The 24,929-nt window shown below is 58.6% G+C and carries 15 protein-coding genes; 4 read left to right on the top strand and 11 right to left on the bottom strand.

Annotation, left to right across the window (positions count from 1 at the left end):
* The first annotated feature begins 509 nt into the window (after positions 1-509).
* The 3 genes from C6366_RS13945 to C6366_RS20105 all read left to right on the top strand — a co-directional run bounded on the left by C6366_RS13945 (position 510) and on the right by C6366_RS20105 (position 3,220).
* The gene (locus tag C6366_RS13945) at positions 510-1,730 is read left to right on the top strand and encodes a right-handed parallel beta-helix repeat-containing protein (protein ID WP_107738926.1); all 1,221 of its coding nucleotides are present in this window, start codon (positions 510-512) and stop codon (positions 1,728-1,730) included.
* 569 nt (positions 1,731-2,299) lie between these two features.
* Positions 2,300-2,671 (top strand): hypothetical protein, encoded by a 372-nt coding sequence (locus C6366_RS20110; protein WP_199221518.1) that lies wholly within the window; start codon positions 2,300-2,302, stop codon positions 2,669-2,671.
* 21 nt (positions 2,672-2,692) lie between these two features.
* Entirely contained in the window at positions 2,693-3,220 is a 528-nt protein-coding gene (locus tag C6366_RS20105; protein WP_233248504.1) for a hypothetical protein, read from the top strand.
* 73 nt (positions 3,221-3,293) lie between these two features.
* On the opposite strand, the gene C6366_RS20515 is transcribed toward C6366_RS20105, so the two are convergent.
* From C6366_RS20515 to C6366_RS13910, 7 genes are all read right to left on the bottom strand, one after another.
* Positions 3,294-3,428 carry a hypothetical protein gene (locus C6366_RS20515; RefSeq protein ID WP_255412103.1) on the bottom strand — a complete coding sequence of 45 codons (135 nt, stop codon included), beginning with the start codon at positions 3,426-3,428 and terminating at the stop codon, positions 3,294-3,296.
* A gap of 94 nt (positions 3,429-3,522) precedes the next feature.
* Positions 3,523-4,245 (bottom strand): right-handed parallel beta-helix repeat-containing protein, encoded by a 723-nt coding sequence (locus tag C6366_RS13935; RefSeq protein WP_107738924.1) that lies wholly within the window; start codon positions 4,243-4,245, stop codon positions 3,523-3,525.
* 470 nt (positions 4,246-4,715) lie between these two features.
* The gene (locus C6366_RS13930) at positions 4,716-7,730 is read right to left on the bottom strand and encodes a delta-60 repeat domain-containing protein (RefSeq protein WP_107738922.1); all 3,015 of its coding nucleotides are present in this window, start codon (positions 7,728-7,730) and stop codon (positions 4,716-4,718) included.
* 71 nt (positions 7,731-7,801) lie between these two features.
* Positions 7,802-10,606: a hypothetical protein gene (locus C6366_RS13925; RefSeq protein ID WP_107738919.1), complete on the bottom strand. Its 2,805-nt coding sequence runs from the start codon at positions 10,604-10,606 to the stop codon at positions 7,802-7,804.
* 139 nt (positions 10,607-10,745) lie between these two features.
* On the bottom strand, positions 10,746-13,526 hold the full coding sequence (locus tag C6366_RS13920) for an SBBP repeat-containing protein (protein WP_107738917.1): 2,781 nt from the start codon (positions 13,524-13,526) through the stop codon (positions 10,746-10,748).
* A 410-nt stretch (positions 13,527-13,936) separates the two neighbouring features.
* Entirely contained in the window at positions 13,937-15,307 is a 1,371-nt protein-coding gene (locus C6366_RS13915; RefSeq protein ID WP_107738915.1) for a hypothetical protein, read from the bottom strand.
* Between the two features lie 157 nt (positions 15,308-15,464).
* A complete protein-coding gene (locus C6366_RS13910) occupies positions 15,465-17,645 on the bottom strand; it encodes an SBBP repeat-containing protein (RefSeq protein WP_158269791.1) in 2,181 nt (726 codons plus the stop codon).
* Positions 17,646-17,684: 39 nt separating this feature from the next.
* Here C6366_RS13910 and C6366_RS13905 point away from each other — a divergent pair, with 39 nt between their 5' ends.
* On the top strand, positions 17,685-17,876 hold the full coding sequence (locus C6366_RS13905) for a hypothetical protein (protein WP_107738911.1): 192 nt from the start codon (positions 17,685-17,687) through the stop codon (positions 17,874-17,876).
* Between the two features lie 97 nt (positions 17,877-17,973).
* On the opposite strand, the gene C6366_RS13900 is transcribed toward C6366_RS13905, so the two are convergent.
* From C6366_RS13900 to C6366_RS13885, 4 genes are all read right to left on the bottom strand, one after another.
* Positions 17,974-20,175, bottom strand: coding sequence for a hypothetical protein (locus C6366_RS13900; RefSeq protein ID WP_158269790.1), 2,202 nt, complete (start codon positions 20,173-20,175; stop codon positions 17,974-17,976).
* A complete protein-coding gene (locus C6366_RS13895; protein ID WP_158269789.1) occupies positions 20,160-20,516 on the bottom strand; it encodes a delta-60 repeat domain-containing protein in 357 nt (118 codons plus the stop codon). Before C6366_RS13895 ends, C6366_RS13900 begins: the two co-directional genes overlap by 16 nt.
* A gap of 296 nt (positions 20,517-20,812) precedes the next feature.
* A complete protein-coding gene (locus tag C6366_RS13890; RefSeq protein WP_146164860.1) occupies positions 20,813-22,198 on the bottom strand; it encodes a hypothetical protein in 1,386 nt (461 codons plus the stop codon).
* A 954-nt stretch (positions 22,199-23,152) separates the two neighbouring features.
* A complete protein-coding gene (locus C6366_RS13885; protein ID WP_107738903.1) occupies positions 23,153-24,700 on the bottom strand; it encodes a delta-60 repeat domain-containing protein in 1,548 nt (515 codons plus the stop codon).
* Positions 24,701-24,929 lie beyond the last annotated feature (229 nt).

The raw sequence follows: 24,929 nt of genomic DNA, 5'->3' as shown, positions 1-24,929 counted from the left end.
GATCTGAGATCGCCGGCCTGACTTAACGCCTCTGCCTTTTTCGTAACTCGTGCCGCCTGATCTTGATTCGCAAATGGGACCTGACCAGATGCATCTGGAGTAATTTGCATAACCCCTCCGGTTTGGAAAAACATTCAGCCTGTGCTTGGGTACGAACCCAATATGCGGAAAAATATTCCCACGGTTCACCTCGCAACTATCGATTTTGCAAAATGAGGGCCAGAATTCGAATCAAAAGGCCAGCGGAGTTGATCATTAGCAATCCGTTGAAAAACTCCCAATTGCTGCGTCGCCGCAAAACGTTCAAACTCTCACGATGAATAAATGCGCCTCGACCTTGATTCGATTGCCAGGACGGCAATCGAAAATGTGGCGAAGCGACAGCCCGCGGGGGCCGGACACGGGACGTGGCCGGATAGCTTTCTTGCTTCTTGCACTTGGGATTTTTTGTACGGCCTGTCAGATAAGGACTTTTTCAACACTCAGCTAAGGGGAACAGGAGGTGGCTTATGACTGCTCGGATGCTGAAGACGGCACTCCTTTGCCTGGGCCTGATTCTTGCGAATTCCCAGGCCGTGGCCGCGGTGGTGGTCAGCTCCGTGGAACAACTGCGGACGGCCGTAAACAATGCCAATGTCGGCGGGGACAAGACCATCCTCGTGGCCGACGGGACCTATACCCTCTCCAGTTTGCTCCATATCACCGGCGACAATATCACCATCCGTAGCCAGTCCGGCAACCGGAATGCGGTCATCATCCGGGGTCAGGGCATGGATGGCGGTGTCTCCCATGTCTTTCTGGTCCGGGGGTCCTATTTCACGGTCCGGGACATGACCATTGGCTGGGTCTATTACCACGCTGTCCAGGTCCACGGGGAACTCGGGGCCAGCCATGTGACCATTTCCAATCTGCGCATCGTGGACACCAAGGAACAGATGGTCAAGGTGTCCACCAACCCCTCGAGCCCCCATGCCTCCACCAACGGCCTGGTGGAAAACAGCCTTTTTGAATACTCGGCCGGAATCGGGCCCCAATGGTACATCGGCGGAATCGATGCCCACAGATCCCACAACTGGGTTGTCCGCAACAACATTTTCAAGAACATCGCCAGTCCTTCCGGCTCCATCGCCGAACATGCCGTCCATTTCTGGTCCGGCTCCCGGGACACCCTGGTCGAGGGCAACCTGATCATCGACTGCGACCGGGGGATTGGTTTCGGCCTGGGATCGTCGACCCATGTCCGGGGAGTCATCCGCAACAACATGATCTACCACAGCACCAGGAACCCGGCCTTTGCCGACGTGGGCATCGATCTCCAGTCCAGCACCGACGCCCGGGTCTACAACAACACCATTTTTTTTGACCACGGCTACCCCAATGCCATAGAGTATCGCTTCGCGACCACCACCGGGGCCTTCATCGCCAACAACCTGACCAACAAGGCTATCGTCTCGAGAAACGGAGGAACGGCCACTGTGACCCACAATGTGACCACGGCCCAGGCCGCCTGGTTCGTCGCTCCGGACAGCGGGGACCTGCATCTGGCTACGGCCGTGCCGGGCGTGGTCGATGCCGGCACCTCGGCCATTCCGGGCTTGCCGTCGCCCTTTCTGGATTATGACGGCCAGCAAAGGCCCATGGGCCGAGGAATCGACATCGGGGCGGACGAGTACGAACAGGGCACCACACGTTTCAACCCAGCCATCCCGGCCTTGCTCCTGGATGATTAATCCCCGCTTGTCCCGAGAAATATCGCCAAGCAACGAACATTCACCAGCCTTGTTTGACCTGACCTGATAATACTCTGTGCTACGCAGTGTTGTTTTTTCTACGTATCCAGGTGACAAGACGTCAAACCGACGACTATAAGGTCAGCGCGAAGGCATCGGAAAATTGCGCTTCATCGTTGATCTAAGCGTCGATACTGAGGACGGATTTTCGACAACATGTATAGATGCCAGTGAATTCAGCACACCTTGTTCTCATCCTGTCCATGCAAGGGCAGGACACCTTCAGCCGATTGGCTTATTGATGATTATGCAATACAGATCAAGAGTTCTTCGTCCTTTCTATTGCATCGCTATCTAAAACTATGAACCGACTGCTCCTTTTTCTCTTGCTGTTCTGCGCACTCTCTGCGCAAAGAACGGCTTTTTGCTCGAATGACTCCGACGACCTACTCCTTTTTCTGCCGGCCATCCTCGCGGGAACAGCAAATCCCTGGAGAACCTGGCCGCCGACGGGCAACCCGGACGGCCACTGCCCTCTTCCGGCCGAGGCGGAACTGGAGGACACCTCCATGCCGGATCACGTCATCGGCGACGGTTCTCCACAAAGTTGCACCAGCGCAGCTGTTGTCGACACAATAGCTAAGGGAGGCGTCATCACCTTCAACTGCGGCCCGAGGCCCCTCGTTATCCACCTGGAAGAAACCGCGAAGATCTTCAACAACACCGGACCGAAAATCGTCATCGACGGCAGAGGAAAAATCGCCCTGAGCGGCGGGAATGCGCGGAGAATACTCTACATGAACACCTGCGACCCAGATCAGATATGGACAACCTCGCATTGCCAGAATCAGGATCATCCCCGGCTTACCGTACAAAACCTCACTTTTCTTGAGGGAAATTCATCCGATGAACAGAGGTACGACGGCGGCGGGGCTATTTGAGCGCGAGGGGGGCGCTTGAAGGTGGTTAACTGCCGTTTTCTGAGCAACAGGTGCGCGACCACCGGGCCCGATGTGGGAGGAGCGGCCGTTCGGGCGTTCAGTCAGCACGAGAACAAGCCGCTGTATGTCGTCAACAGCACCTTCGGGGGAGAGCCGCGGTTCGGGAATATCTGCTCGAATGGAGGGGGGCTGAGTAGCATCGGAGTTTCATACTCCGTGTTCAATTCCCTGTTCAGCCATAATTCAGCCGTCGGCTTCGGCGCCAATCCGCAACGGCCGGGAACGCCTGGCGGGGGAAGCGGCGGAGCGATCTATAACGACGGGAACAGGTTTGATCTCAACATTTGCGGCACGCGTATCGAGGACAATCATGCCCGTGAGGGTGGGGGTGCCATCTTTTATGTCAGCAACAACCGGTCCGGGCACCTGATCATCAAGGATTCCATCCTGGTCCGCAACCCCAGTGACGGCTTTGAAACACATGGTTATCCAGGAATTTTTTATCTTGGAGACGGCCCACCTCAAGTCCACAATTCAACCATTGACTAGACGAACCGCCTTTCTCTCAAGTCGCTCGGCTTCAGTTGCGCCCGTCGATGATTAATTTCCCCATGCCCCTTCTCTATTCACCCAACAGAAGCATCAGCACGCCGGGCTGGGGGCAGGCGATTTCCTGGGTATTGTCGTAGCATTTGTTTTGCCCGGCATCCGGCATGCTCATGGCCGTCGCCGAAGCGGACAACAGAAGAACCGACATGGCCATCCAGGCAATGATTCAGTTGTGTGTCATTGGAGATATCCTCGGGGATGGAGGTGTTTTGCTGCGCCGACGAATAATTGATCGGCCCTGGCTACGGCGCCAGATTACGTTCCAGGACGCTGGCCTGGGTATAAATATTCCTACTGCCATTCAAGATGGCGACATTGTCCACGATCAGGCATTGCGGGCCGCAAAATATCCCGATGAGAGAATTCCGCGTGCAAGAGTTCCCGATGACCGACGCGTAGTGGGCGGCCATCAGACCGAACTTGTTATACGAACAGACATTGTCCCTGAACACGCTGCCGGCGCCGGAATAGATACCGGTGGATGCGTTGTGTGTTGCTGTACACCCGATTATCGTATTTAATTCGCTGGCAAGAGAGATCCCATTGACGCCGTTGCCGTACAGGCGCAGGTTGATCATCCTGTGCCTGCCTTCCAGAAACGTAGCGCCCGACTCCATCACGCCGTTTCTTTGAAAATTGAGGATTGTACCGTTGCGCACCTCCACGTTTTTGCGCTGCACGATGTGAATGCCGTCAAAATTGCCGGTCCCGCCCGATCCGCTCAGGCTGAAACCCATCAGGTCCAAAGTCACGTCGTCCGCGGCGATGGTGATGCAGTGGGTTCCCGCCGGACAGGACAGGTTCTTCTTGAGGAAGTACATGCCGGGCGAGGAGATGATGTACGGCGTGGATCTGATTTCCGTGCCCGCGGGCGGTCCGCCGCCGGGGATGACATAGAAGTCCGCGAAGACTTGCACCGGGAAATAAAGCAACATGGAAATAATCAGCATGAATGCGCGTGGCATGGCTGCCTCCTTGTGAAACGATTCCTCAATAGTATCCCATTCTCCCAACCAATGATGTTTTGCGGCCTTTTACTCGTCCAGCAAAAGAAACAAGACGAAGGCGACGGATATGCGGCATGTTCCGGGAAGAGCAACCGTCATGAAAGGGCTCCTTGCGAGTTAGGGTCATCGTTCATGACTAACACCCCATCAATCCTGAATCGGGCTGCGTCTTGGGCGGACGTCAATAAAAAACGCCCATCCCCGGACATCTTCCGGAAATGGGCGTTGCTCGTCACAAACGAATATGTGCACCCCGGCATCGTATTTCGCACAGGGCTCTGGCCAGGCACCAGATCCGCGCGGGAATCATCTCGATACAGAGAGCACCAAACATGGATTCATCCTCTCCTGCCGATGAACTGCCTTTCTTCAGGTGGTCTTGAGCACATCACCAGGTTGTTTTCCGGGTCTTCCCCGCCCGGATGTGCTCACTCGTCCAATAACAGCATCAGCAAGCCAGGCAGAGGGATACTATCCCGGAAATGGGCCACCAGGGAACAGTTGGACGTGGCATAGAAACTGTAGGTAGCCCCGGCCCCGGAAATCTTCTGCCCGTTCAGGGTCCAGTGGCTGAAGGCATAGCCCTTCTTGGGGATGGCCCTGACCGTGACCCAGGTGTTGTGGACAAAGGTCCCCCCGCCGGCAACCGACCCGTTGTTGTCGCCCGCGGCCAGGGAAACCTGATACTGGGTGGTGTTTGAGGTATAGGTCACGGAAAGGGTCGTGCTTTGCCCGGACAGAATCGTCACGTTCTCATCGGCCTTGGTGTTCCATCCGGCCACACGTTTGAAGGTGACCCCATGCTGTCCAACCGGCAGGCCATATTCCGTGGTCCCGCTGCCGCGCCAGTTGTCCGAAGTGCCCACCCGGCGCCACCCGGCCCCGGCCTGACGAGCGCCTTGGGGCTCGATATTCACCCGCAGACTGCCCGCCAGAAAGAAATTGCCGACCGATTCGGCCATGGATTGTGAGGCCGTGTATTCACCCGAGGCATGATATCCCCTGGCTCGAATCCAGAAATTTTGGGCCTTGGGTAGACTCAACCCGCTCAATTGCCAGCCGCCGGCCACGCGTGTCCCCGACCCGAGCAAGTTGTAGCTGGTCCCATCCAGGGACTGCTCAAAAGTGACCCGAAAAAACTCCGGTCCGGCCCCACTGCGGGTCCAGGTCATTGACGCCCCGTCCCCGGATGCGTCCAAGGACTGGAGGACTGCTCCGGCAACGCTCAGGCGGCCGATACGATTGCGATTCTGTCCTGCCAATGACGTGAACCACCCACCGGCCAGAACCTTGCCGTCAACCTGCAGGGCCAGGGCCCGGATCGAACCGTTCGTTGTCCCCTGGGGAATAAACGTGGTGTCCAGGCTGCCGTCTCCGTTGACCCGGGCGATGCGGCTGCGATCGGTCCCGTTGTACGTGGAAAAATCTCCACCGATGAGCACCTTGCCGTCCGCGTCCAGGACCAGGGTATAGATGAGATTGTTCGCTCCGGTGCCTGGGAAAAAGGTTTGGTCCAATACGCCGCCGGCACCCAATCGGGCGATTTTGTCGCGCGAGACGCTTCCCACCTCAAAAAAATCCCCGGCCATGCATACTGTGCCGTCGGGAAGCAGGGCCAGGGCATAGACCCGATTGCCCGAAATGGTTGCTGGGACAAAGGCGGTGTCCAGGCTGCCGTCGGCATGGAGGCGGGCCATGTATTTGCGGCCCGTGTCGTTGTACGAAGTGAAATCCCCGCCGACCAGAACCTTGCCGTCAGGCTGCAGGGCCAGACTGGAGACAATGTCATCAAGCCCGGTCCCTGTGGAAGCAAAGGTGGTGTCCAGGCTGCCGTCGGCATGAAGGCGGGCCATGTATTTGCGGTCCGTACCGTTGTACGAAGTGAAATCCCCGCCGACCAGAACCTTGCCGTCAGGCTGCAGGGCCAGACTGGAAACTGCATTGTTCAGTCCGGACCCGGTGGAAGCAAAGGAGGTGTCCAGGCTGCCGTCGGCATGGAGGCGGGCCATGTATTTGCGGCCCGTGCCGTTATACTCGGTGAACGCCCCGGCAGCCAGAATTTTCCCGTCGGGCTGGACGGCAAGAGATCGAACCAGGCCATCAAATCCCGATCCGATATCAAAAGCAGCATCCAGGGTGCCGTCCGGATAGAGCCGGGCGATACGGTTGCGGCCCGTGCCGCCCACGGTCGTGAACAAGCCGCCCATCAGTATCTTGCCGTCGGGCTGCACGGCCAGGGCGGAAACCTGGTTGTCGGCATTGGGGTTACAGTCGGCATCGAGGGTGCCGTCCGGATAGAGCCGTCCGATGTTGCCGCGCGCCTGCCCGCCCAGAGTCGTGAACAAGCCGCCCACCAGGATCTGGCCGTCGGGCTGGGTTTCCAGAGCCCAGACAAAATCCCCAACCACGCCAACGCCAGGATCAAAGTCCGGGTCAATGCTGCCATCAGGCAGGAGGCGGCCCATATTGCTCCGGTCTTGCCCGACCAACTGGGTAAAAATCCCTCCGACGAGAGTTGCCCCGTCCGGCTGAATCTTCAATTCGTAAACGGTGCCGCTAGATCCCGCGGTAAACGAGGTGTCCAGGCTGCCGCTGCTGGTGAGCCGGGCGATGGACTGGCGGGGGGTGCCGTTGTAGGCACTGAAGGTACCGCCGATGAGCACCTTGCCATCGGCCTGCAGGCCCAGGGAGTAGACGGAAGTGCCCTCCACTCCGCTGCCGGGGTTGAAGGTGGGGTCCAGGCTGCCGTCGGCATGGAGCCGGACGATACGGTTGCGGGAGGTGCCGTTGTAGGTGGTGAAATTGCCGCCGACAAGGACCTTGCCGTCGGACTGCACGGTGAGATCCCAGATCAAGGCATCCGTGCCTGTCCCGGGGTTGAAGGTGGGGTCCAGGCTGCCGTCAATATTGAGTCGGGCGATGTTGTTGCGCGTGATGCCGCCGACTGTTGTGAACAGGCCTCCGATGACGACCTTGCCGTCGGACTGTATGGCCAAAGCATAGACAGCTGAGTCGGGAGGCTCTACCCCGCTGCCGGGATTGAAGCTGGGGTCCAGACTGCCGTCGGTATTGAGCCGGGCGATGCGGTTGCGAGACGTGCCGTTGTACGAAGTGAAATCCCCGCCGACAAGAACCTTGCCGTCGGACTGCACGGCAATGGACTGGACCGTGGCCGTGGCCCCTGTCCCCGGATTAAAGGCGGTGTCCAGACTGCCGTCGGCATGCAGCCGGGCGATGCGATTGCGGCCCGTGCCGGCTATGGTGGTAAAATCGCCGCCCACCAGGATCTTGCCGTCAGACTGGACGGCCAGGGCCCGGACTGTCCCGTCGGCATTGGGATGGAAGCCGTCCAGGGCTGACTGGGCACAAACTGGGGCGATCCCCAGATGTATCTGAACGATCAAAACAAACAGGAAACCAGCGATAAGTCGTGCTTTCATCATGGTTGCCCCTCTTTATGCCGCAAAGAAAACCGCTTTTCAGGCAGGTCCTGAGCCTTGCCTCACTCTCCCTCCTAATCCAGCAAGAGCAGCGGGAGGTGCCCCAAGGCGCTTTCCGGCCTGACCATGATCGTAATGACCACGGTGTCGCTGCCGTCAGTGATCCTGATTTCATACCTCCCGGGGGAGTCGGCCGAAAAAAAGTATTGTCCTCCGCTCAAGGCGAGGTAGCCCAGGAAAACCCCGTTTCGAAAGACCCTGACCTGATAGGTTCCGGAACCCTGGACAGTGAAGGCGTATACTTCATTGACCATGATCACCGGTGAGCCGACCCGGCCTCCATCCTCGTCCACAACCTTGAAGGCGACGAACCGGGCCGTGACATCCTTGTCGTCGTCCATGACCAACGTGCATGTGTTTCTGGTCCCGCTGCAATTCCCTCCCCACCGCGCAAAGGAGGAGTTCGCGGCCGGGTTGGCCGTCAGGCCGACCACCTCGCCCTCGTCGATAGACCCCTGGCAGGTCAGGCCGCAATGGATGCCCGGCGGATTGCTGACCACCGTGCCCTGACCGGATCCGGCCTTGACGACAGTCAGCGTCACCAGTTCCTCTTCCGGAAAGACACCCACATCCTGGGCATAGAGCCCGGAGCCGCTGCCCAGGGTCAGTTCGTCCCACTTCAGGACCTGGAGTTCGGTCTGGAAAGGGTACTCATAGATGTCGTCCCATTCGTCCTCGAGCAGGACATAGAGCCTGCGGCCGAAGGTCAGCAGGGGGGCTTCCACGTCATTGGCATCCACGCCGACCGTGATCAGGGTGTTGTCGGCTTGAGCCGGTTCAGCGTTGTTGGGCAGGCCGTCGTTGTCAACCTGGACCCAACTGGTCCCTCCCAAGGCCCGGTAATAGACCCTGGGCGAACCGCTATAGCCGTGCTGGACCCAGTCCGTGGTCACTCCGGCCACATAGACCCCGCCGGAAGAATCCACGGCCAGGCTGCGGGCGTGGAAGGCAGTGGTGGGCGGGGCCAATTCATGGTGGACGACCAGGTTGCTGGGATCGGTGGTGTCCACCCGGAAAACGCCCCAGGAGTCGGGGTGGCCCGCGTCGTAGGCCGCGGCCACGAACAGGTCGGCATCGACAAACAACAGATCTCGCACATCCAGGAAACGGTCTCCGTCAAACAGGACAGGATTCCAGTCAGTTCCGTCATTAATGGAGGCCATGAGCCCGTTGATGGCCGTGGGGTCGGTGGTGTCCGTGGCATACCCGGCAAAGATGACATTTGAGTTCCCGGGCTTGACGGCGATGCGCTTGACCAGGGCCATGTCGTCCGGGGCTCCATACCCGTTGAATAATGTCGACCAAACCGGATCCGAATCATTGGCGTTAACCGTCCGATACACATTCCGCGTCCCTCCTGCGAACACCACGCTCCCAGCCGGAGTGGCGTTGGGGTCGATGGCCACGGCAAAAAAACTGGGCTCGACACCGGGGACCATGGGTTCGGTCCAGGTCGGAGGTTCGCCCTGCAGGTCAGCGGTCCGGCGCAGGCCCTGGCCCGAGGCGGTCCAGCCGATGGTCTTATCGGCCGTGAAGTCAAAGTCGTTGATCTGGACGGCCTCAATGCCGTGAGTGTAGCTGGCCATGGCCAGATCGATCGGGTCGGACAAAGCCTCGGTGCTGTACCCAAGACCCAATTGCTCGAATGAACTGTACAACACATGCTTGTCGTCCGGGGCCACAGGGGCCACCGGGTCCATGAATGGGGCATGTCTTATGTCGGCGCCCTCCCAGGTCCCGTCCGCGCCGCGTCCCGTACTCCTGGAACTGCTGAGATAGACAAAGTAGTCATTGGGGTCTGTCAGGATCCCATACCCGGCAAAGGCCATCTGTGGACCCAGGAAGCCCTGCTCCACGCCAGTGTCAACCTCTAAAGACCAATCTTGCCCTTGATTATCGGAATAGGCCACCCGGATGGTGGTGGTCGGATCGCCGTCCAGTCCGGCAATGAAGACCCGCCCGTCCGGGCCCACGCCCAGACGGATGGGCCAGCGGCTCAGGGAGCCGTCCCTCCAATCGGCCGCATAAGCCGGCAGGTCCCGGACTTCAAAGACTTCGGCATAGTCTGGATCCCCGGTCATGTCCGATGCGGTCTCTTTAGAAACCAACAGCTTGCCATGGAGATCGTGTCCGCCATCGAAGAACAGCAGCATGTAGAGTTTTCCGCTGACAGGGCAGACGGCCATCTCCGAATGCCATCCGGTGGACCCGCCGGTCTGCTCGTGCAGTTTCACTCCGGCCACGGCCCCGGTGCCCCGCCCGGTTGCCGGGTCAATGGCCTGCCATTGCAGGGAAAAGGTGTTTGCTGCCCCGGGATCGCTGGGGTCGGATGGGTCATTGACGGACTGGGTGAAAAAGACCCGGTCGCCGTGGACCAGAAGGTCCGGGACGAAAAATCCGGCCACCTCCTGGGGCTGGTCCTGGGGGTCTGTCCCGAAATTGAACAGCTTCAATCCCGGGTTGGCATAGAGGCGGCCGGTTGCCTGATGGGTGGAGATATGGGTGACCAGGCCCCTGTTCTGTTCCGCGGCCAGACCCGGGACCACCTGGAACCAGACGTGGTCCGGAATGAACGGGTAGCCGTGGTCATGGGGAATGTCGGCATAAAAAACCGAATTGGGGTTGTCCAGGGCCAGGAAAAGCCGTGTGGTCGAGGCATCCATCGGTGCGCCGCTGATGCGCTCCACAGTCCCTCCGTAGATGCCCATGTTGACCGGGGCCGTGGGGTCCTGGGCCACGGCCTTGCAGGGGAGCACCAGCGCGGCCGCGAGCAGGGCGGCCACGATCCAAAACCGGTTGACTGCAAAACAATACTGCATTGCTTGTGCCTCCTTGTCGTGGGAGTCCAACCGTGTCTGATCCGTCAATACATGGTGAAAAATCTTCCAGTATTGTCGTAAAAAACACCTGGCCGTGCTCTTCCATTATCTCCAAGCCAATGCCCGAGCCACCATCCCTTCATTCATCCAGCAACAGCAGCAAGACTCCGGCTTGCGAGTTTTTCCGAAAATGGGCCTGCAAGGATCGGTTGGCTGTCGCGTAAAAGCTGTATGTAGCCGATGCCCCATCGACCTTTTGGCTGTTTTCAGCCCAATGGCCGAAGGCTAAGCCCTGGGACGGGGTGGCCGTCAGCGTGACCAGGGCATTGTGGGCATAGGTCCCCCCACCGCTGACCGTGCCCCCCTGGCCCGCAACGGACACGAGAATCTGGTAGAGGCTGGTATTCTGGACATAGGTCACGGTGCAGGTTGTGGTCAGCCCGGTCTGGACCTGACAGGTTTCATTGCTCTTGATGTTCCATCCGGGAATGGTAGAAAATTCCACTACGTAATCTCCCGCGGCCAAGCCGTTTTCCGCTGTCCCGTGGGCCCGCCAGTTGTCCGGGGTGCCGGCGCGGCGCCAGCCGGCCCCGGCCGTACGGGCCGCCGGAGGGGCGATGTTCACCTGCAGGTTGCCCGTGGCGATCTTGGTCACAAAGGCATCGCTTTTATTATCAACAGTGAATCCCGCATTGGCCACCAGAACCGGACCTGTCTTCGTCGGGAAACTCAATTCATCGGAAAAGGTCTCGCCGGTGACATAGGCGCTGCCCTCGCTGTCCACGGCGATGGCCTTGCCTTCATCCAAACTGCTGCCCCCGATATACCCGCTGTAGATCAGGCCCCGGCCATCGGACCGGACCTTGGCCACAAAGGCGTCATAGTTACCGCTGTGGTGGAGATACGGCCCGTGCAGAACCGGAAACGAGGCCTCGGTGGAAGCTGTACTGCCCGCGACGTAGGCGTGTCCGGAACCGTCCACGGCAATGCCAAAGCCCCGGTCATCCGATGCACCCCCGATATAGCCGGCATAGGCCAGGCTCGCGTCGGCGTTGATCTTGGCCACAAAGGCATCCGTTATGCCTTTGTGAGTCAGATTCGGACCCACCTTGACCGGAAAGCCCTGGTTCTCGCTGGATTGCGTGCCTCCCGTGACATAGGCCGCACCGGTGACGAGGTCCACGGCGATCGCCTCCCCAAAATCCCATTGCGATCCGCCGAGATAACCGCAGTATTCGAGACTCTGACCGTTGGGTGCCACCCTGGCCACAAAGGCATCCATATTTCCCTTGTAGGTCAACCCCGGCCCGGCAACGACCGGAAAGGTCGTGTGCGAGGAACTCGTACGGCCGACAACATAGGCTCGATCAACATCGTGGGCGATGCCATACCCATGATCATCGCCTGTGCCGCCGATAAAGCCGCTGTAGACAAGGTCGGACCCTTCGTGATTGATCTTGAGTACGAACGCGTCCGCACCGCCGCTATGGGTCAAATTCGGCCCATTTTTTGTCGGAAAATTGGAGGAGTAGGTGACTCCCGTGACATATGCTTGGCGGAAAACATTCACGGCCACCGCTCTTCCGTAATCGCTGACCCCTCCCCCGATGTAGCCGGAGTAGATCAAACCCGTCCCGTCCGCCTTGACCTTGGCGATGAAGGCGTCTCCCTGGCCGCTGTAGGTCGTGTACGGCCAGTTACCGGCAGTAGGGAAGTCGTTTGATTGGGTACTGCCGGTGACATAGGCGTTGCCGGCACCGTCCACGGCGATGCCTATGCCGACATCGATCCCCGACCCCCCGATATAGCCGCAGTATTCCAGGCCGGTTCCATTCGCCCTGACCCGGGCCACAAAGGCGTCGACGTTTAAATTGTAATCAAGGTATGGCCCATTCCGAACGGGGAAAGACCCTGGACCGGAATTTGTACGTCCCGTGACATAGGCCCGCCCAACTGAGTCCACGGCAATTCCAAAACCTGCTTCATCTGCTGATCCGCCGATGAAGCCGCTGTAGATTACCATTTCCGGGTCCAGCACCAGGGGCTTGGTGGTGTCGTAGGCACCGACCGTGAAGCCGTAGCCATGGGTTTGGGCCGTGCCGGCCAGGCCAAGGGCTGAGCCTGCATCCCCCGCCACTGGGCCAAGGGCGGCAACCTGGACATGGGGCGGCTGCTCCATGGCATAGGCCACGGCAACATCCTGCCGTCCTTCCTCCAGGTCCTGCCAGGCCACCGGGATATCATCGTAAAACGCTCCGGCAGGCGTGGTAACCATGAGGCGGCCTTCGTCGGTCACTTCCAGGGAGTCCACGCCGCGGTAGGCCAGCTTGATCCGCCCCGGATCGGCTCCCGGGTGGACGATAAAGTCATATTTCAAGCGGTTCACCGTGCCGTAGTAGATCAGATCAATCCCGGGCCAGAGGTCGCGGTAGATGATCTTGGAACTGGCCTGGATACCGGTGTGCCACTCTTCTGGTTTGCCCCTGAAGTAGGAGATCACGGTTTCCGAGGCTTCCAGCGTCTCGGGCAGGACATCCTGGCGGGCGTCGACAAAGTCCAGCTTGACCACCCAGCGCTTCACTGGGCCACCCACCGTGGCCGCGTCGGGCTCGATGTCGCGCAAAAAGGACTCTTTCCTGCTTGCTCCATCCTGGACCGGGACCGAGAGGGCAAAGGTCACCCCCTGGGAGGTGAAGAATATCGACTTGTCCCTGCCCTGGATGGAGAAGGCGACCTGCTCATCCATCTGCCCCTGGTTGGGGATGAACAGGATGGGCATTTTCCCGTATGCGCCATCGCCCCGGATCGTTCCGGCCGATGTCTTGGACATGGCCGGCACTGTCAGGCACGTCGCGGCCGCCACGGCAACCAAGACGAGGATCACGTTCCTGACGGTTAATGAGAATGTATGCCGCGGCATGCTGCCTCCTTAAGTTTTTGTCCATGTGACAATGGGGTGAGTCAAAGATGAAACCGTCCTATGGCCAATGGCCTTACCCCGCGATCAATAAAAAAAGCCCCTCTCCGGCGTGGTTACGCGGGAGAAGGGCTTTTCCGTCAAATCCAAACGGATGGCGGGACAACATGATTCACAATGGGAACGAGCCGGAAGCCAGCCCCTGCTCGTGCCCGGACCGGCCGAGCAATAGACGAACATGAGTAATCCTGAATTGGAGAATGCAAGCGTTATTATTTGCGAAGGAGTACTATCCCCGAAAGAAGGGCTTGTCTACTCTTTTCACAAAATGACACACTCACTGTTTGACGGCGAACACGTTCCTTCCGCCAAAAACAGCGTAAAACGCTGAATCATGATCAGCGGCCGGCTCATCACTCCCCCAGCAGCAGAAGATATATGGGCGCCAGACTGCCGAAAAACTCGTCCGCGCCGATGTCGCATCCGTAGCGCACGCCGAACCCCGGACGGTTCTGGCCGTCAAAGTCGTCGTACGGGGCGATACGAATGTAGAACGGGATACCGTTAATCGTCCGGTATGAGCCGCAGATCCCGGCATTCCTGGCCGGGGAGGGAAAGGTCAGGTGCTGCTCGGAATCGAGCCGCGGATCGGCATTGAGATTGTTGCCCAGGTCCGTGAACACACCGGACGGGACATTCACGTTGCCGAGAATGGAGTGCCTCGCCGTAACCTCCGCGCGGGCCGCGGGATCGAAGACCTTCACGACCACATCGGCGTCGCTTCCCCCCGCGGTATTCCCCCAGATGATTGTATTCCTGATACGGATTTTTATGAATTTCGCCCCTGCCGCGATAACCCGCAGCCCCCCTCCGTGGACGCCTTGATGGTTGCCATGGATGGTGGTGTTGGTCAGTGTCAGCGTCACATCGTCCCGGAGTGGATCGCCGATGGCGTCCAACCCTGAAATCTGCAACGCCCCGCCGCCTTCAGGGGCGCTGTTGCCGGTAATGATCGTGTTTTTCAAGGTGCCTTCGATCATCCCCCGGTCAGTGGTCAGCAGCAACCCCGTGGCGGCGCCGGCCACGGCGTTACCGCCGTTGTCCGACAATCTGACCCTGTTCGCCTGGAAGGCAAGGGTTGCTCCGTAAAGGGCGCGAAGCGTCAAGCCCGTCGATGAATTCTGATGAATCTCGGTGGTTTCAAGATTGAATTCCAGGGAGGAATTTGATCTCGCACTAACAAAAATGCCCTCTTGAAAACCGCGCACAATGCTCCTTTGCATCGCAAACAAGAGCCGGCTGCCATCACCCCCAGAACCAACGAAAATCCCGAGTCGGACGGCTTCCGGCACTCCCTGGATGCGCAGGCAATCCAATTCCACCTCCAAGTCCTTTGGCCCAAAGGGCGAATCTTGCGAATATGCAGACACCGTGATCAATTGATCACCCACCATATCGGGAGGCGCGGTGATCACGGTCTGCGAGGGGTCGCAGGACTGCGTGGTGAAGCCGGCGTTCCAGCCGCCTTGGATTGTAATCTTACGGTTCCCTCTGATGCCTACATGCTCATCATACGTACCCCGGGCCACCAGGATGGTCATGTCCCCCCCGGCCTCCAGCACTTTGGTGATGCTTTTACATGGATGGGACTCCGCACCGCACCAGGGCGGCGAGGAATCATATCCAGCGGGACTGACATAAAACGTGGCCGCGCCGGCGATCTGAGCGCTCAAGACAAGCGCCAAGGCCAACATCACCTGTACGGTATGGATGATGGTTTGCATGGCTGCTCCTTTTCCAAAAAGGTGACGGGCTGCTCGCAGGATCGTGAAGATGCGGTCCACGCTGGGAATTGTAACAGCCCAGCCGCAACAGGGACTTCCCCCAACGCCGCCACTCGGATACCGTCGGCATTGGACAGCCGGGAAACAGGATGAGGGTCTACTCGTCAAGCAACAGCAACAACAGCACCCCGGGTTGGCCGCCTTTGTAATTGGCCGTCACTGGCTTGTCGGCGTTCATGGTCACGGTGCAGGTCCTGGCCGACTGGTTCGTGGCGTCGCAGCCGGACCAGCTGTCGAAACGCGCGGCGCCCTTGGTCGCGGGTGCGGTCAGGGTGATTGTCGTGCCGTTGGCCACCCCCTTGATGTAGTCGGTCGTGCCGCCGTAGCCCGACGGGCTGGAGGTAATCGGCACAGCTGTCGTGCGATTGGCGGTTACCGTGAGCGTACGGATGAGCAGCTTGGCCGCAAAGGCATCGTAGCCCGTTGCCGTATAGCCGCGCACCGGGCTGCCCCAGGAGGCATCGCTGAATCCGGTTAGATAGACGTTGCCTTTGCCGTCTGCGGCGATACCTCTTCCCTCATCAAAGCCGCTGCCACCCAGAAAGGTATGCCACTGCAGCGCGCCGCTGTTGCCCGCGATCCTGGCGACAAAGGCGTCTACAACTCCGGCAAGCGGCCGTATCGGCCGCCCCCAGGATGATGAGCTATAACCCGTGATAAAAACGTTGTTATTCCTCACGGCAATGCCATATCCGGAGTCGTAATCACCGCCGCCGAGAAAAGTGTGCCACATCAGCATGCCGTTATTCCCGCTGACTTTGGCGACAAATACATCATGGGAGCTGGAATAGCCCCGCACCGGGCTGCCCCAGGACGACAGACTGATCCCTGTCAGATAGACGTCGCCAAGGCCATCGAGGGCAATACCGTACCCATGGTCCTGGCTGCTACCGCCCAAAAAGGTGTTGCCCCAGAGAGCGCCGTTGAGAGGATTGATTCTGGCCAGAAAGGCATCATAGCCTCCTGAATGTGAGCGGGCCGGGAACCCCCAGGTGGCGTTACTGCTTCCGGCGACATAGACGGCGGCCGTGCCGCTGCCGTAATAGGCTATGGCATATCCAAAGTCTCGGTGATCAGACCCGAGAAAGGTGTTCCATTCCAGGACGCCGTCATCCCGTAGCTTGGCGACAAAGGCGTCATAATCTCCGGAAAAATCCCGCGCCGGAGCACCCCAAGTGGCGCTGCTGCTGCCGACGATATAAATATAACCGCTGCCGGACAGCGTGATACCACCACCCCTGTCAACGCCAAGTCCACCGAGAAAGGTGTTCCATTGCAGAATGCCGCTGCTGTTGAGTTTGGCCACAAAAGCAGAAGACTCTCCGACAAATGGCCTGACCGGTGAGCCCCAGGCTGAAAGACTTTCCCCGGTCACGTAGACGTTGCCGCTGTTGTCCACGGCGATACCGGCTCCATAGTCCCTGCCTGTACCTCCAAGAAAAGTATTCCACTGCAAAGCTCCGCTGCTGCCGAGTTTGGCCACAAAAGCAGATACCGCCCCTTGATGTGGTCTGACCGGGCGGCCCCAGGTACTCTCGCCATGTCCGACGATATAGACATTGCCGCCGGCGTCCAGGGCTATGCCGAGCCCATAGTCCTGGTGTGCTCCCCCCAGAAAGGTGTTCCAGGTCAGCACCGGATCGATGACCACCTGAATGCCGGGCAGATGATCGCCCAAGGCGAACCCGACCGCCTGCTCGCCGAGAAGCACAAAAGACGCGTCCACAAAGCGTTTTTCCCCGTCCACCTCCTGCCAGGCCACTGGCGCGGATTCGGCCATGTGCCCGTTCTCAAAGGCCGTGACCAGGTTGCCCCGCTCGTCCAGGCTGACCGGGCGGTTGTAGCGCAGCCGGATGCCGTCCACGGCCGGGCCGGTTTCCGTGTAGTCAACATAGTAGAAGCTCTCCAGGATGCCGCCCTCGGCTGCCCTGTAGGCCACGTCCACGCCGTCCCATACGTTGGCATAGGTCACCGTGCCCAGGGGGGGCGCTCCGTGTGAAGTCGTCCCTTCGCCCTCAGCCACGGGCTGAACCGGCCGGCCTCCAACGAACTCCACCCTCAGCACCCGGTCCAGCCCGGCAACGTACACCGAATCATTACCGAACCCGATAACATGGCCGCCGGAGGTGAACTGGAGAAGGTCCAGGGTACCCTCCGTATTCAGGCCAGAAGCTTCACTTGTTGATTGACGGTCGTCCGGACTGGGTTGTGAGGCATGGACAGGCCCGTAAATGAAAAGGCCAGCCAGGAGAATGATGCCGAGCCAGAATATCTTCATGACGTCCTCCATTGATATGTTGGAGCTTGGGTCAGGCGAATGTTCCAAAAAATTCCCGTTGCCCCTGTTGCGCAAAGCAAGGCGAGAGCCTGTCTGGACAATCACTCGTCCAACAGCAACAGCATCAGCACCCCGGGCTGGGATGTGCTTGACGGAGCCGCCACCGCTTACGAGACATGGACCACCATGGAATTGTATATCATGGATTGTGTCTGCGTTCCCGTGCTCTGAAACACGGGCAATTCGCCATGAAATGACTCGTCTTGGCACTTTCTCCAGAATGCCCGCTGAATATTTCCTTGTTTCTCATCGCATGCCGTTTCCCCTGTTAATCGCCCAAGAGCAGCAGGAATATCCCCGGGCACAGGGCCGGTTGAGCATAGAATTGCAGAACCGAGCGGTGCAGGGACACGGATCCCTTGCTTTGGGCATAGCCGGTGGCCCGAACGTAATGAATGTTCCGCACCGGCAGTTTAGCCCCTGAGAGTTCATATCCTGAGCCGTCGGCCATGGCCTGGCCCCAGCCCAGAGCAGTCCAGGTCAGGCCATTGGAGGACTGCTCGAAAAAGACTTGATAGGGCCAGGGAAAGGACCCCCCGAGATGCCAGCGAACAGTCCCTCCGCCGCGCAGGACTTCCAGGCGTTGCAGGGCGGCCGTGGAATTGCCGAGCCGGGCCAGACGCCATCGCATAAGTCCTCCAACCTCAAGGAAAATGCCGCCAAGAACGACTTTTCCGTCAGACTGCAGGGCGGTCGCAAACACGGGTAGTGATGCATTCGGATCAAAAGCCCCATCCAATGCGCCGTCGACTTGAAGGCGGGCGATGCGGTTGCGGGTTTGCAGGGACAGTTCCGTGAAGTCTCCACCCAAAAGAATCCTGTTATCGGATTGGACGGTCAAGGAACGGACAAAGTTGTTCGTCTGGGCAAAAATGTTCCAGGTCGTGTCCCTGGTGCCGTCCTGATTCAACCGGGCCAGGTGATGACGGGATGCCCCGGCAATAGTGGTAAAAGCCCTGCCCACGACAATTTTTCCGTTGGGTTGCTGGGTAATGGCCATGATGAGATTGTTCGCCGAGGAATTGAAGGTGGCGTCCAGGGCACCGTTGGCTTCCAGCCGGGCGATGCGATTGTGGGGCTGGAGAAAAATTTCCGTGAACGCACCGCCCACAAGAATTTTCCCGTCTGCTTGCCCAGCCAGAGAATCCACATAGGCATTCGTCTGGGCGAAGAGGTTCCAGGTCGTGTCCCTGGTTCCGTCCTGGTTCAAGCGGGCCAGGTAGTGACGGGCAGCACCCGCAATATTGGTGAAAGATCCCCCGACCACGATCTTGCCGTCAGGCTGCAGGAGCATGGCCCGTACTGTTGCGTTGGCACCGCCGGGAGGGTTGAAGGTGGTGTCCAGTGTCCCGTTGGCATTGAGCCGGGCGATCCGGTTGCGAGGTTGTCCGGCGATTTCCGTGAAGTTCCCCCCGACCAGTATTTTGCCGTCAGGCTGCACGGCCAGTGTGTATACAACCCCGTTGGCCCCGGGGTTGAAACCGTCCACAATGCCTTCCTGGCTGATGCGGGCGATGCGGTTGCGAGTGTAAATGGACACTTCCGTGAAGTTCCCACCAATGACCGTCCTGCCGTCGGGCTGCACAGCCAGGGCGTATATGGCTCCGTTGGCCCCGCTCAGGTCTCCCAGGGAGGTGTCCACATGGCCGGTCTGATGCAGGCGGGCGATGTTGTTGCGGGTTCGGCCCCCAATTTGGCTGAACACCCCGCCTGCCAGGATCTTGCCGTCCGGCTGCACGACCAGGGAATACACGGCATTGTTCGCACCAGGGTTAAAGGTGAGATCCAGGTCTCCATCAGGGCCCAGGCGAGCGATGCGGTTGAAGTCCTTGTCGGCGATTTTCGTGAAGCTCCCTCCGACCAGGATCTTGCCGTCAGGCTGCACGGCCATGGCAAAGACCCAGGTATTTGTGGCCGCATTGAGCGTTGGATCTGCTGATCCATCAGCATTGAGCCGTCCCACACCCTGACTTCCGGCCGCAAGGACCTTGCCGTCCGGCTGGCTGGCCACAACCCGGATCTGGCCTCTGTTTGGCGGAAGAAAACCCGTATCCAATGCACCGGTGGCCTGAAGTCGAGCCATGTAGTTTCTTCCAGTTCCAGCAATCTGTGTGAAATTCCCCCCGACAAGGATTTTTCCATTGGATTGCAGGCTTATGGCCCAAACCACCCCATTCGCATTGGGATTGAACGCGGCGTCCAATGCACCGTCGGCCTCAAGGCGGGCGATGCGATTGCGGGTTTGCAGGGACATTTGCGTGAAATCGCCGCCCACAAGCACCTTGCCGTCTGCTTGCACGGCCAAGGTCCGGACCGTGGCATCCGTCTGGGCAAAGAGGTTCCACGTCGTGTCCCTGGTCCCGTCCTGGTTCAAGCGGGCTAGGTAATGACGGGATGCTCCGGCGATTTCCGTAAAGGCCCCTCCCACAATGATTTTGCCGTCTGACTGCAGGGCTATGGCCCTGACCACGCCATTGGCTCCGCCGGGGGGGCAAATGTGGTGTCCAGAGACCCATCCGGGTTGAGGCGGGCGATCTTGTTGCGGGAGTGCCCGGCAATCTCCGAGAAGTTGCCGCCAACCAGTATTTTCCCGTCCGGCTGCACGGCGAAAGAATGGATTTGCCAATTTGCATTGGGGTTGAAACCATCTTCCGCGGACTGGGCATGGGCAGAGACAGTCAGGAAAATCGCCGCGAAAACGAACAGGCAACACATGGTTGCCGTGAAACAAGCTGTTCGCACACAGCTTGTGAGCGTGCTCGGCTTAATACCACAGTCATCGGTCCGATTGGGTCCTTGATATCTCGCCATCACCATCCCTCCTGGAAAAAGTGTCCAATTGTCAGCAACAATTAAATGTCTTCAAAAGATGTCGACGACTTTTCTTTGATTTGATGTATCTACTCAGTATAATCGAATAAGAAGACCTGGATACCGGCTTACGCCGGCATGACTGGCTTGGAAACGGCTGGGTGCGACAAGTCATTTCGGCGAAAGCCGGTATCCAGTGCAGACATATGACCATGCACCGCAAGTGCTGAGTAGTTACCGGGTACTATGCAAGCCGGATAAGACGACAGCCGCATCCACTTGATGTTCCGCGAAGGTCATTCATCCAGCAGCAACATCAGCACGCCGGGCTGAGACACATTGGACGACCCTTCGCCCACACGCCAGACATGGATCACAGCCGCATTTTCATCTCCCCCCAGGCCACGCTCCACCATGAACACACGCCCGGTTTGGGGATCAAAGGCCATGCCTCCGACATTCCAGCAGGTATTGCCCGTCAGATAGAACTCCTGAGGACGCCAGACAGTGTACGGTAGGACAGTCCAGGGGTCCCGCAGCCCCTGGACTACCTGACCCAAGGCATGCACGTCGTAGAAAACAACCTGCCGTTCATAGGGATTACAATGATACCCCTGATCGTTGCTGCACGGATCCGCGCATTCCACGTTGCCGTAACAGTTGGCGCCCCGTCCCTTGTACCCCAGCAGCATCAAGGCCCGCTTGGCACCGTCGTCCGCAAAGGCGCCGCCGGTCCAGTTGTCGCACATGGTGAACCCGGGATAATCGCATTGTGCTGTCGGACCGATGTTCGGCCCGGCGCAGCCCGGATATTTCACGCGATAGTAGAGGAAGGGCAGGGCATTCAGGTTGCCTGAGGGGGAGTCGCTTCCCAGGGCATGAAAGGCAAACAGCGTCGGTCCCTGGGAGCCGCCATGGATCGTGACCGGCTGGTCATTTACGGCGGGCGTGCCCCGGGAGCGTCCGGTGACCAGTCGGCGGCCGCCAAGATACTGGCTGGCGTACCACTGGGGCACGGTGAACAAGTAGGACCCGGTTTTGCGCCCGTGATAGGGCGCGGCCTCGGGCCCGACATGGAACAACCCCCTTGCACCTGACCCGTCCAGGTTGGCCATCCAGACGGTCGGAAATGAATCATCCCCAAAATCGCCCTCTGGATACCAGAAGTCCGCAGAGCCGTAGATTTTATCTTGTGTCTGCGTTCCAGTGCGCGGAAAATATTCGATGCCGCTGACAAAAACATTCTCCCTGTTCACGGTCGAGACTCTTCCCTGGTCAAAGTTGATCATCCCGCCCATGAGAGCGGCCACGGGAAGATCAAGCCAATTGGTCCTGACCGCGGGCCTTGGAATGGATACCTGCCCGTAATAGGAATAACAGTTCCAGGACGGATTCCAGCACGCCTCCCCGGGGTGAGCCGGGCTGGAGATGGACTGGAAACCGGTGACAAGCAGGCTGCCCGAGCCTGATCCGCCGCCGGGGTAATAGGACAACCCCAGGGCGCCCCAGTTGAAATTGTCCGGAAGCTGAAACGCGCCCTGATAGGCGAGGTCCGCGGGCTGGAGACGTTCGGCGATGTTGCTGACAGCACCGCTGATGTCCCCTTTGGTCGCTGGTTGTGCAATCCTATCGTGCTCCACCTGGCACATGGACCACGATCCCTGCAAAGGTGTTGCAGACATCGTCATCCTATTTTCGGAGAACGCGCTGTCAACGGCGAGGCAAAGCATGATGGCACAGCCAAGGACCAGAATGAAGGGTAACGCTGATGCTCTTTTTTGGGGCGCTCCGTTCATTGAGCAAACTCCTGTGGGCAAAAGTGCGTTTTTGGATTTATCCAGTATTGCAATCAGATGCATGGATGTCGCCTCGTCTTGATTGACGAGCAGCCTGGACAATCATTCATCCAACAGCAACATGAACACGCCCGGGCTAGCCGACTTTGATAAAGGCGAGCCTGGCCGCGAAAGCAACGTAGCCCAACGCAGTATAACCGCGTACCGGGCTGCCCCCGGCAGGACAACGCTGAACCCGGTTATATCGGCGCGTCATCGCCTCACGCTGACGGGCGGGGGTGTACACAGACAGCAACGGCCCCCCCCAAGAAGCTCTTCGGCATTCCCTCTGATTTGGGCTGAAAAACGAAGCTTGTAAACTGAAAAAACAACAAAGAACGCCCATCTTCGCGGTCAGGCGAAGATGGGCGTTCTCGTCAAGGCCATGGCAGTCAGGCCTATAATCTGGTTCTGCCTCCCGTTCGGGAAGCAACCGCCGGGCGGCGGCCAGGTGCGTTTTTGCTCGTCGAGGTCAAGAGGCATGGTGTTTCCCACATGCATGAAGGGAGAAGTGGAATCCGCAAAGTTTTTACGATCTATGCTTGGCATGATTTTGACAATAATGCAAGAAAATCGTCCAATGAATTCCAGCAGACGGGATACATTTCATGTGCGTATCATCGACATGCAATCATCAGACTCTATGAAGCCTGATGCGGCAGGCATCTCTTCCTCCATAATCGTTTCTTTTCAAACCGCCGGGGGATGGAGGGGGTGGCTCAGGCCGTGCTGGGAACACATTCCAATCGCCGGGAATTCGGGAGTCAGGAGTGATGGCGGCCAGATGAAGGGTATTGGGATCTACTCGTCAAGCAACAGCAGCATCAGCACGCCGGGATTTGCGCCTCCCCGATCCCGATAAAGGATGGTTTCAACAATGGAGCCCGATCTATTTGCTGACCCTGTCGCATAAAATCCGCGAGCTCGGATAAAGATGTCCTGTCCCTTCGGAAGAGACAGGCCGCCCAAACTCCAGCCGCGAACAAGGCTGGGCATGGTGTAAAAAAAGTACGTGCCCTGGCCCAGAGATGACCAGGACAGGCCATCCGTGGACAGCTCAAAGGTCACGCGCTGGAATTCCGGGCTGGTGCCGTCTCGAGTCCAGGCAAGGGTGGATCTGCCGCCGGAGAGCGACAGGTGTTGCTCCGCGGCCGAGGTGTTGTGAAGCCTGGCGATGCCTTTGCGCGGTTGTCCGCCAACTTCGGTGAAATGCCCTCCCAGAAGGATTTTGCCGTCAGGCTGCAATGCCAGAGAGCTAACAGCATCATTCGGCCAGGCTCCAAGATCGAAAGTCGAGTCCAGAAAGCCGCTGGACAACAGCCGGGCGATGTATTGGCGCGGCTCATTCTGAACAGTCGTGAAAAACCCGCCGATCAGGATCTTGCCATCGGCTTGCAACGCCATGCAGTGAAAAAATGTATTTGGACCGATGGCGGGGTCGAAAGTCATGTCCAGCGTGCCGTCAACCAGCAACCGGGCGATGTGATTATAGGGCCACCCATCCATGCGATCGAATTGTCCACTCACGAGGATTTTGCCGTCAGGCTGAATCGCCAAGCCGCTGATAAAAGGATTGCCAGTTGGATCATGCTCCGGCCCTACGGAAAAAAACGAACCATCCAGGGTGCCGTTGGGGTTCAGCCGGGCGATGCCGTTGCGCGGCTGCCCGCCGACCTTGGTAAAAAAACCCGCGACGATGATCTTGCCGTCAGATTGCAGAGCCAAATTTGTAACGGAATTCCCCTCAATGGCAGCCGGGTTGAATCCCGTATCCAGGGTGCCATTGGCATTCAGCCTTGCGATGCCTGTGCGAGTCACCCCACCAACTTTTTGAAATTCTCCCCCGATGAGTATCCTGCCGTTGGGTTGAACGGCCAACACGTAGACCGAGCCCTCAATGAGCGCAGGGTTAAATATCGCATTCAGGCTGCCGTCGGCATTCAGCCTTGCGATGCCTGTACGAGTCACTCCGTTTACCGTGGTGAACGACCCTCCGATCAGGATCTTGCCGTCCGGCTGCAAAGCCAGAGAGGAAAGCCAACCGTCAACCACGGCTTGAAAACCGTTATCCAACGCCCCATTGGCATTGAGCCTTGCGATGCCTGTGCGAGCCACTCCGTTTACCGTGGTGAACCACCCGCCGATCAGGATCTTGCCGTCCGGCTGCAAAGCAATGGGGTTAAGCCCCCCGCCATCCACCTCAACATTGAACCCGCCATCGACCGACTGGGCCCGGGCCGTTGCCAGGCATGCCAGGACCAGCAGCGGGGTCAACAGCACGAGACTGAGCCAAACAATCAATTGCCCAGGGCTTTTTAGCCATGCATCATTCTTCATTTCTTGCTTCATGAGGTCCTCCTTCCGTTATACTTCGCAGGCCATGCTTAGAGCCATGCCTATCCCTCATTCATCCAACAGCAACATGAACACGCCCGGGCTAGCCGACTTTGACAGGACTTTAACCGCATCGCGCCAAATCCAGCCTTTTCCGCAATAATTTCTGCATGTTAACCTGGCCCTTTGCGTAAGACCCTACTGATATCTCTGCTTTTTTGTCAAAAAAACGTTTAATTTTATA

The sequence above is a fragment of the Desulfonatronum sp. SC1 genome (assembly GCF_003046795.1).
GTDB lineage: Bacteria > Desulfobacterota > Desulfovibrionia > Desulfovibrionales > Desulfonatronaceae > Desulfonatronum.
This window is presented reverse-complemented; position numbering and strand designations above follow the sequence as displayed.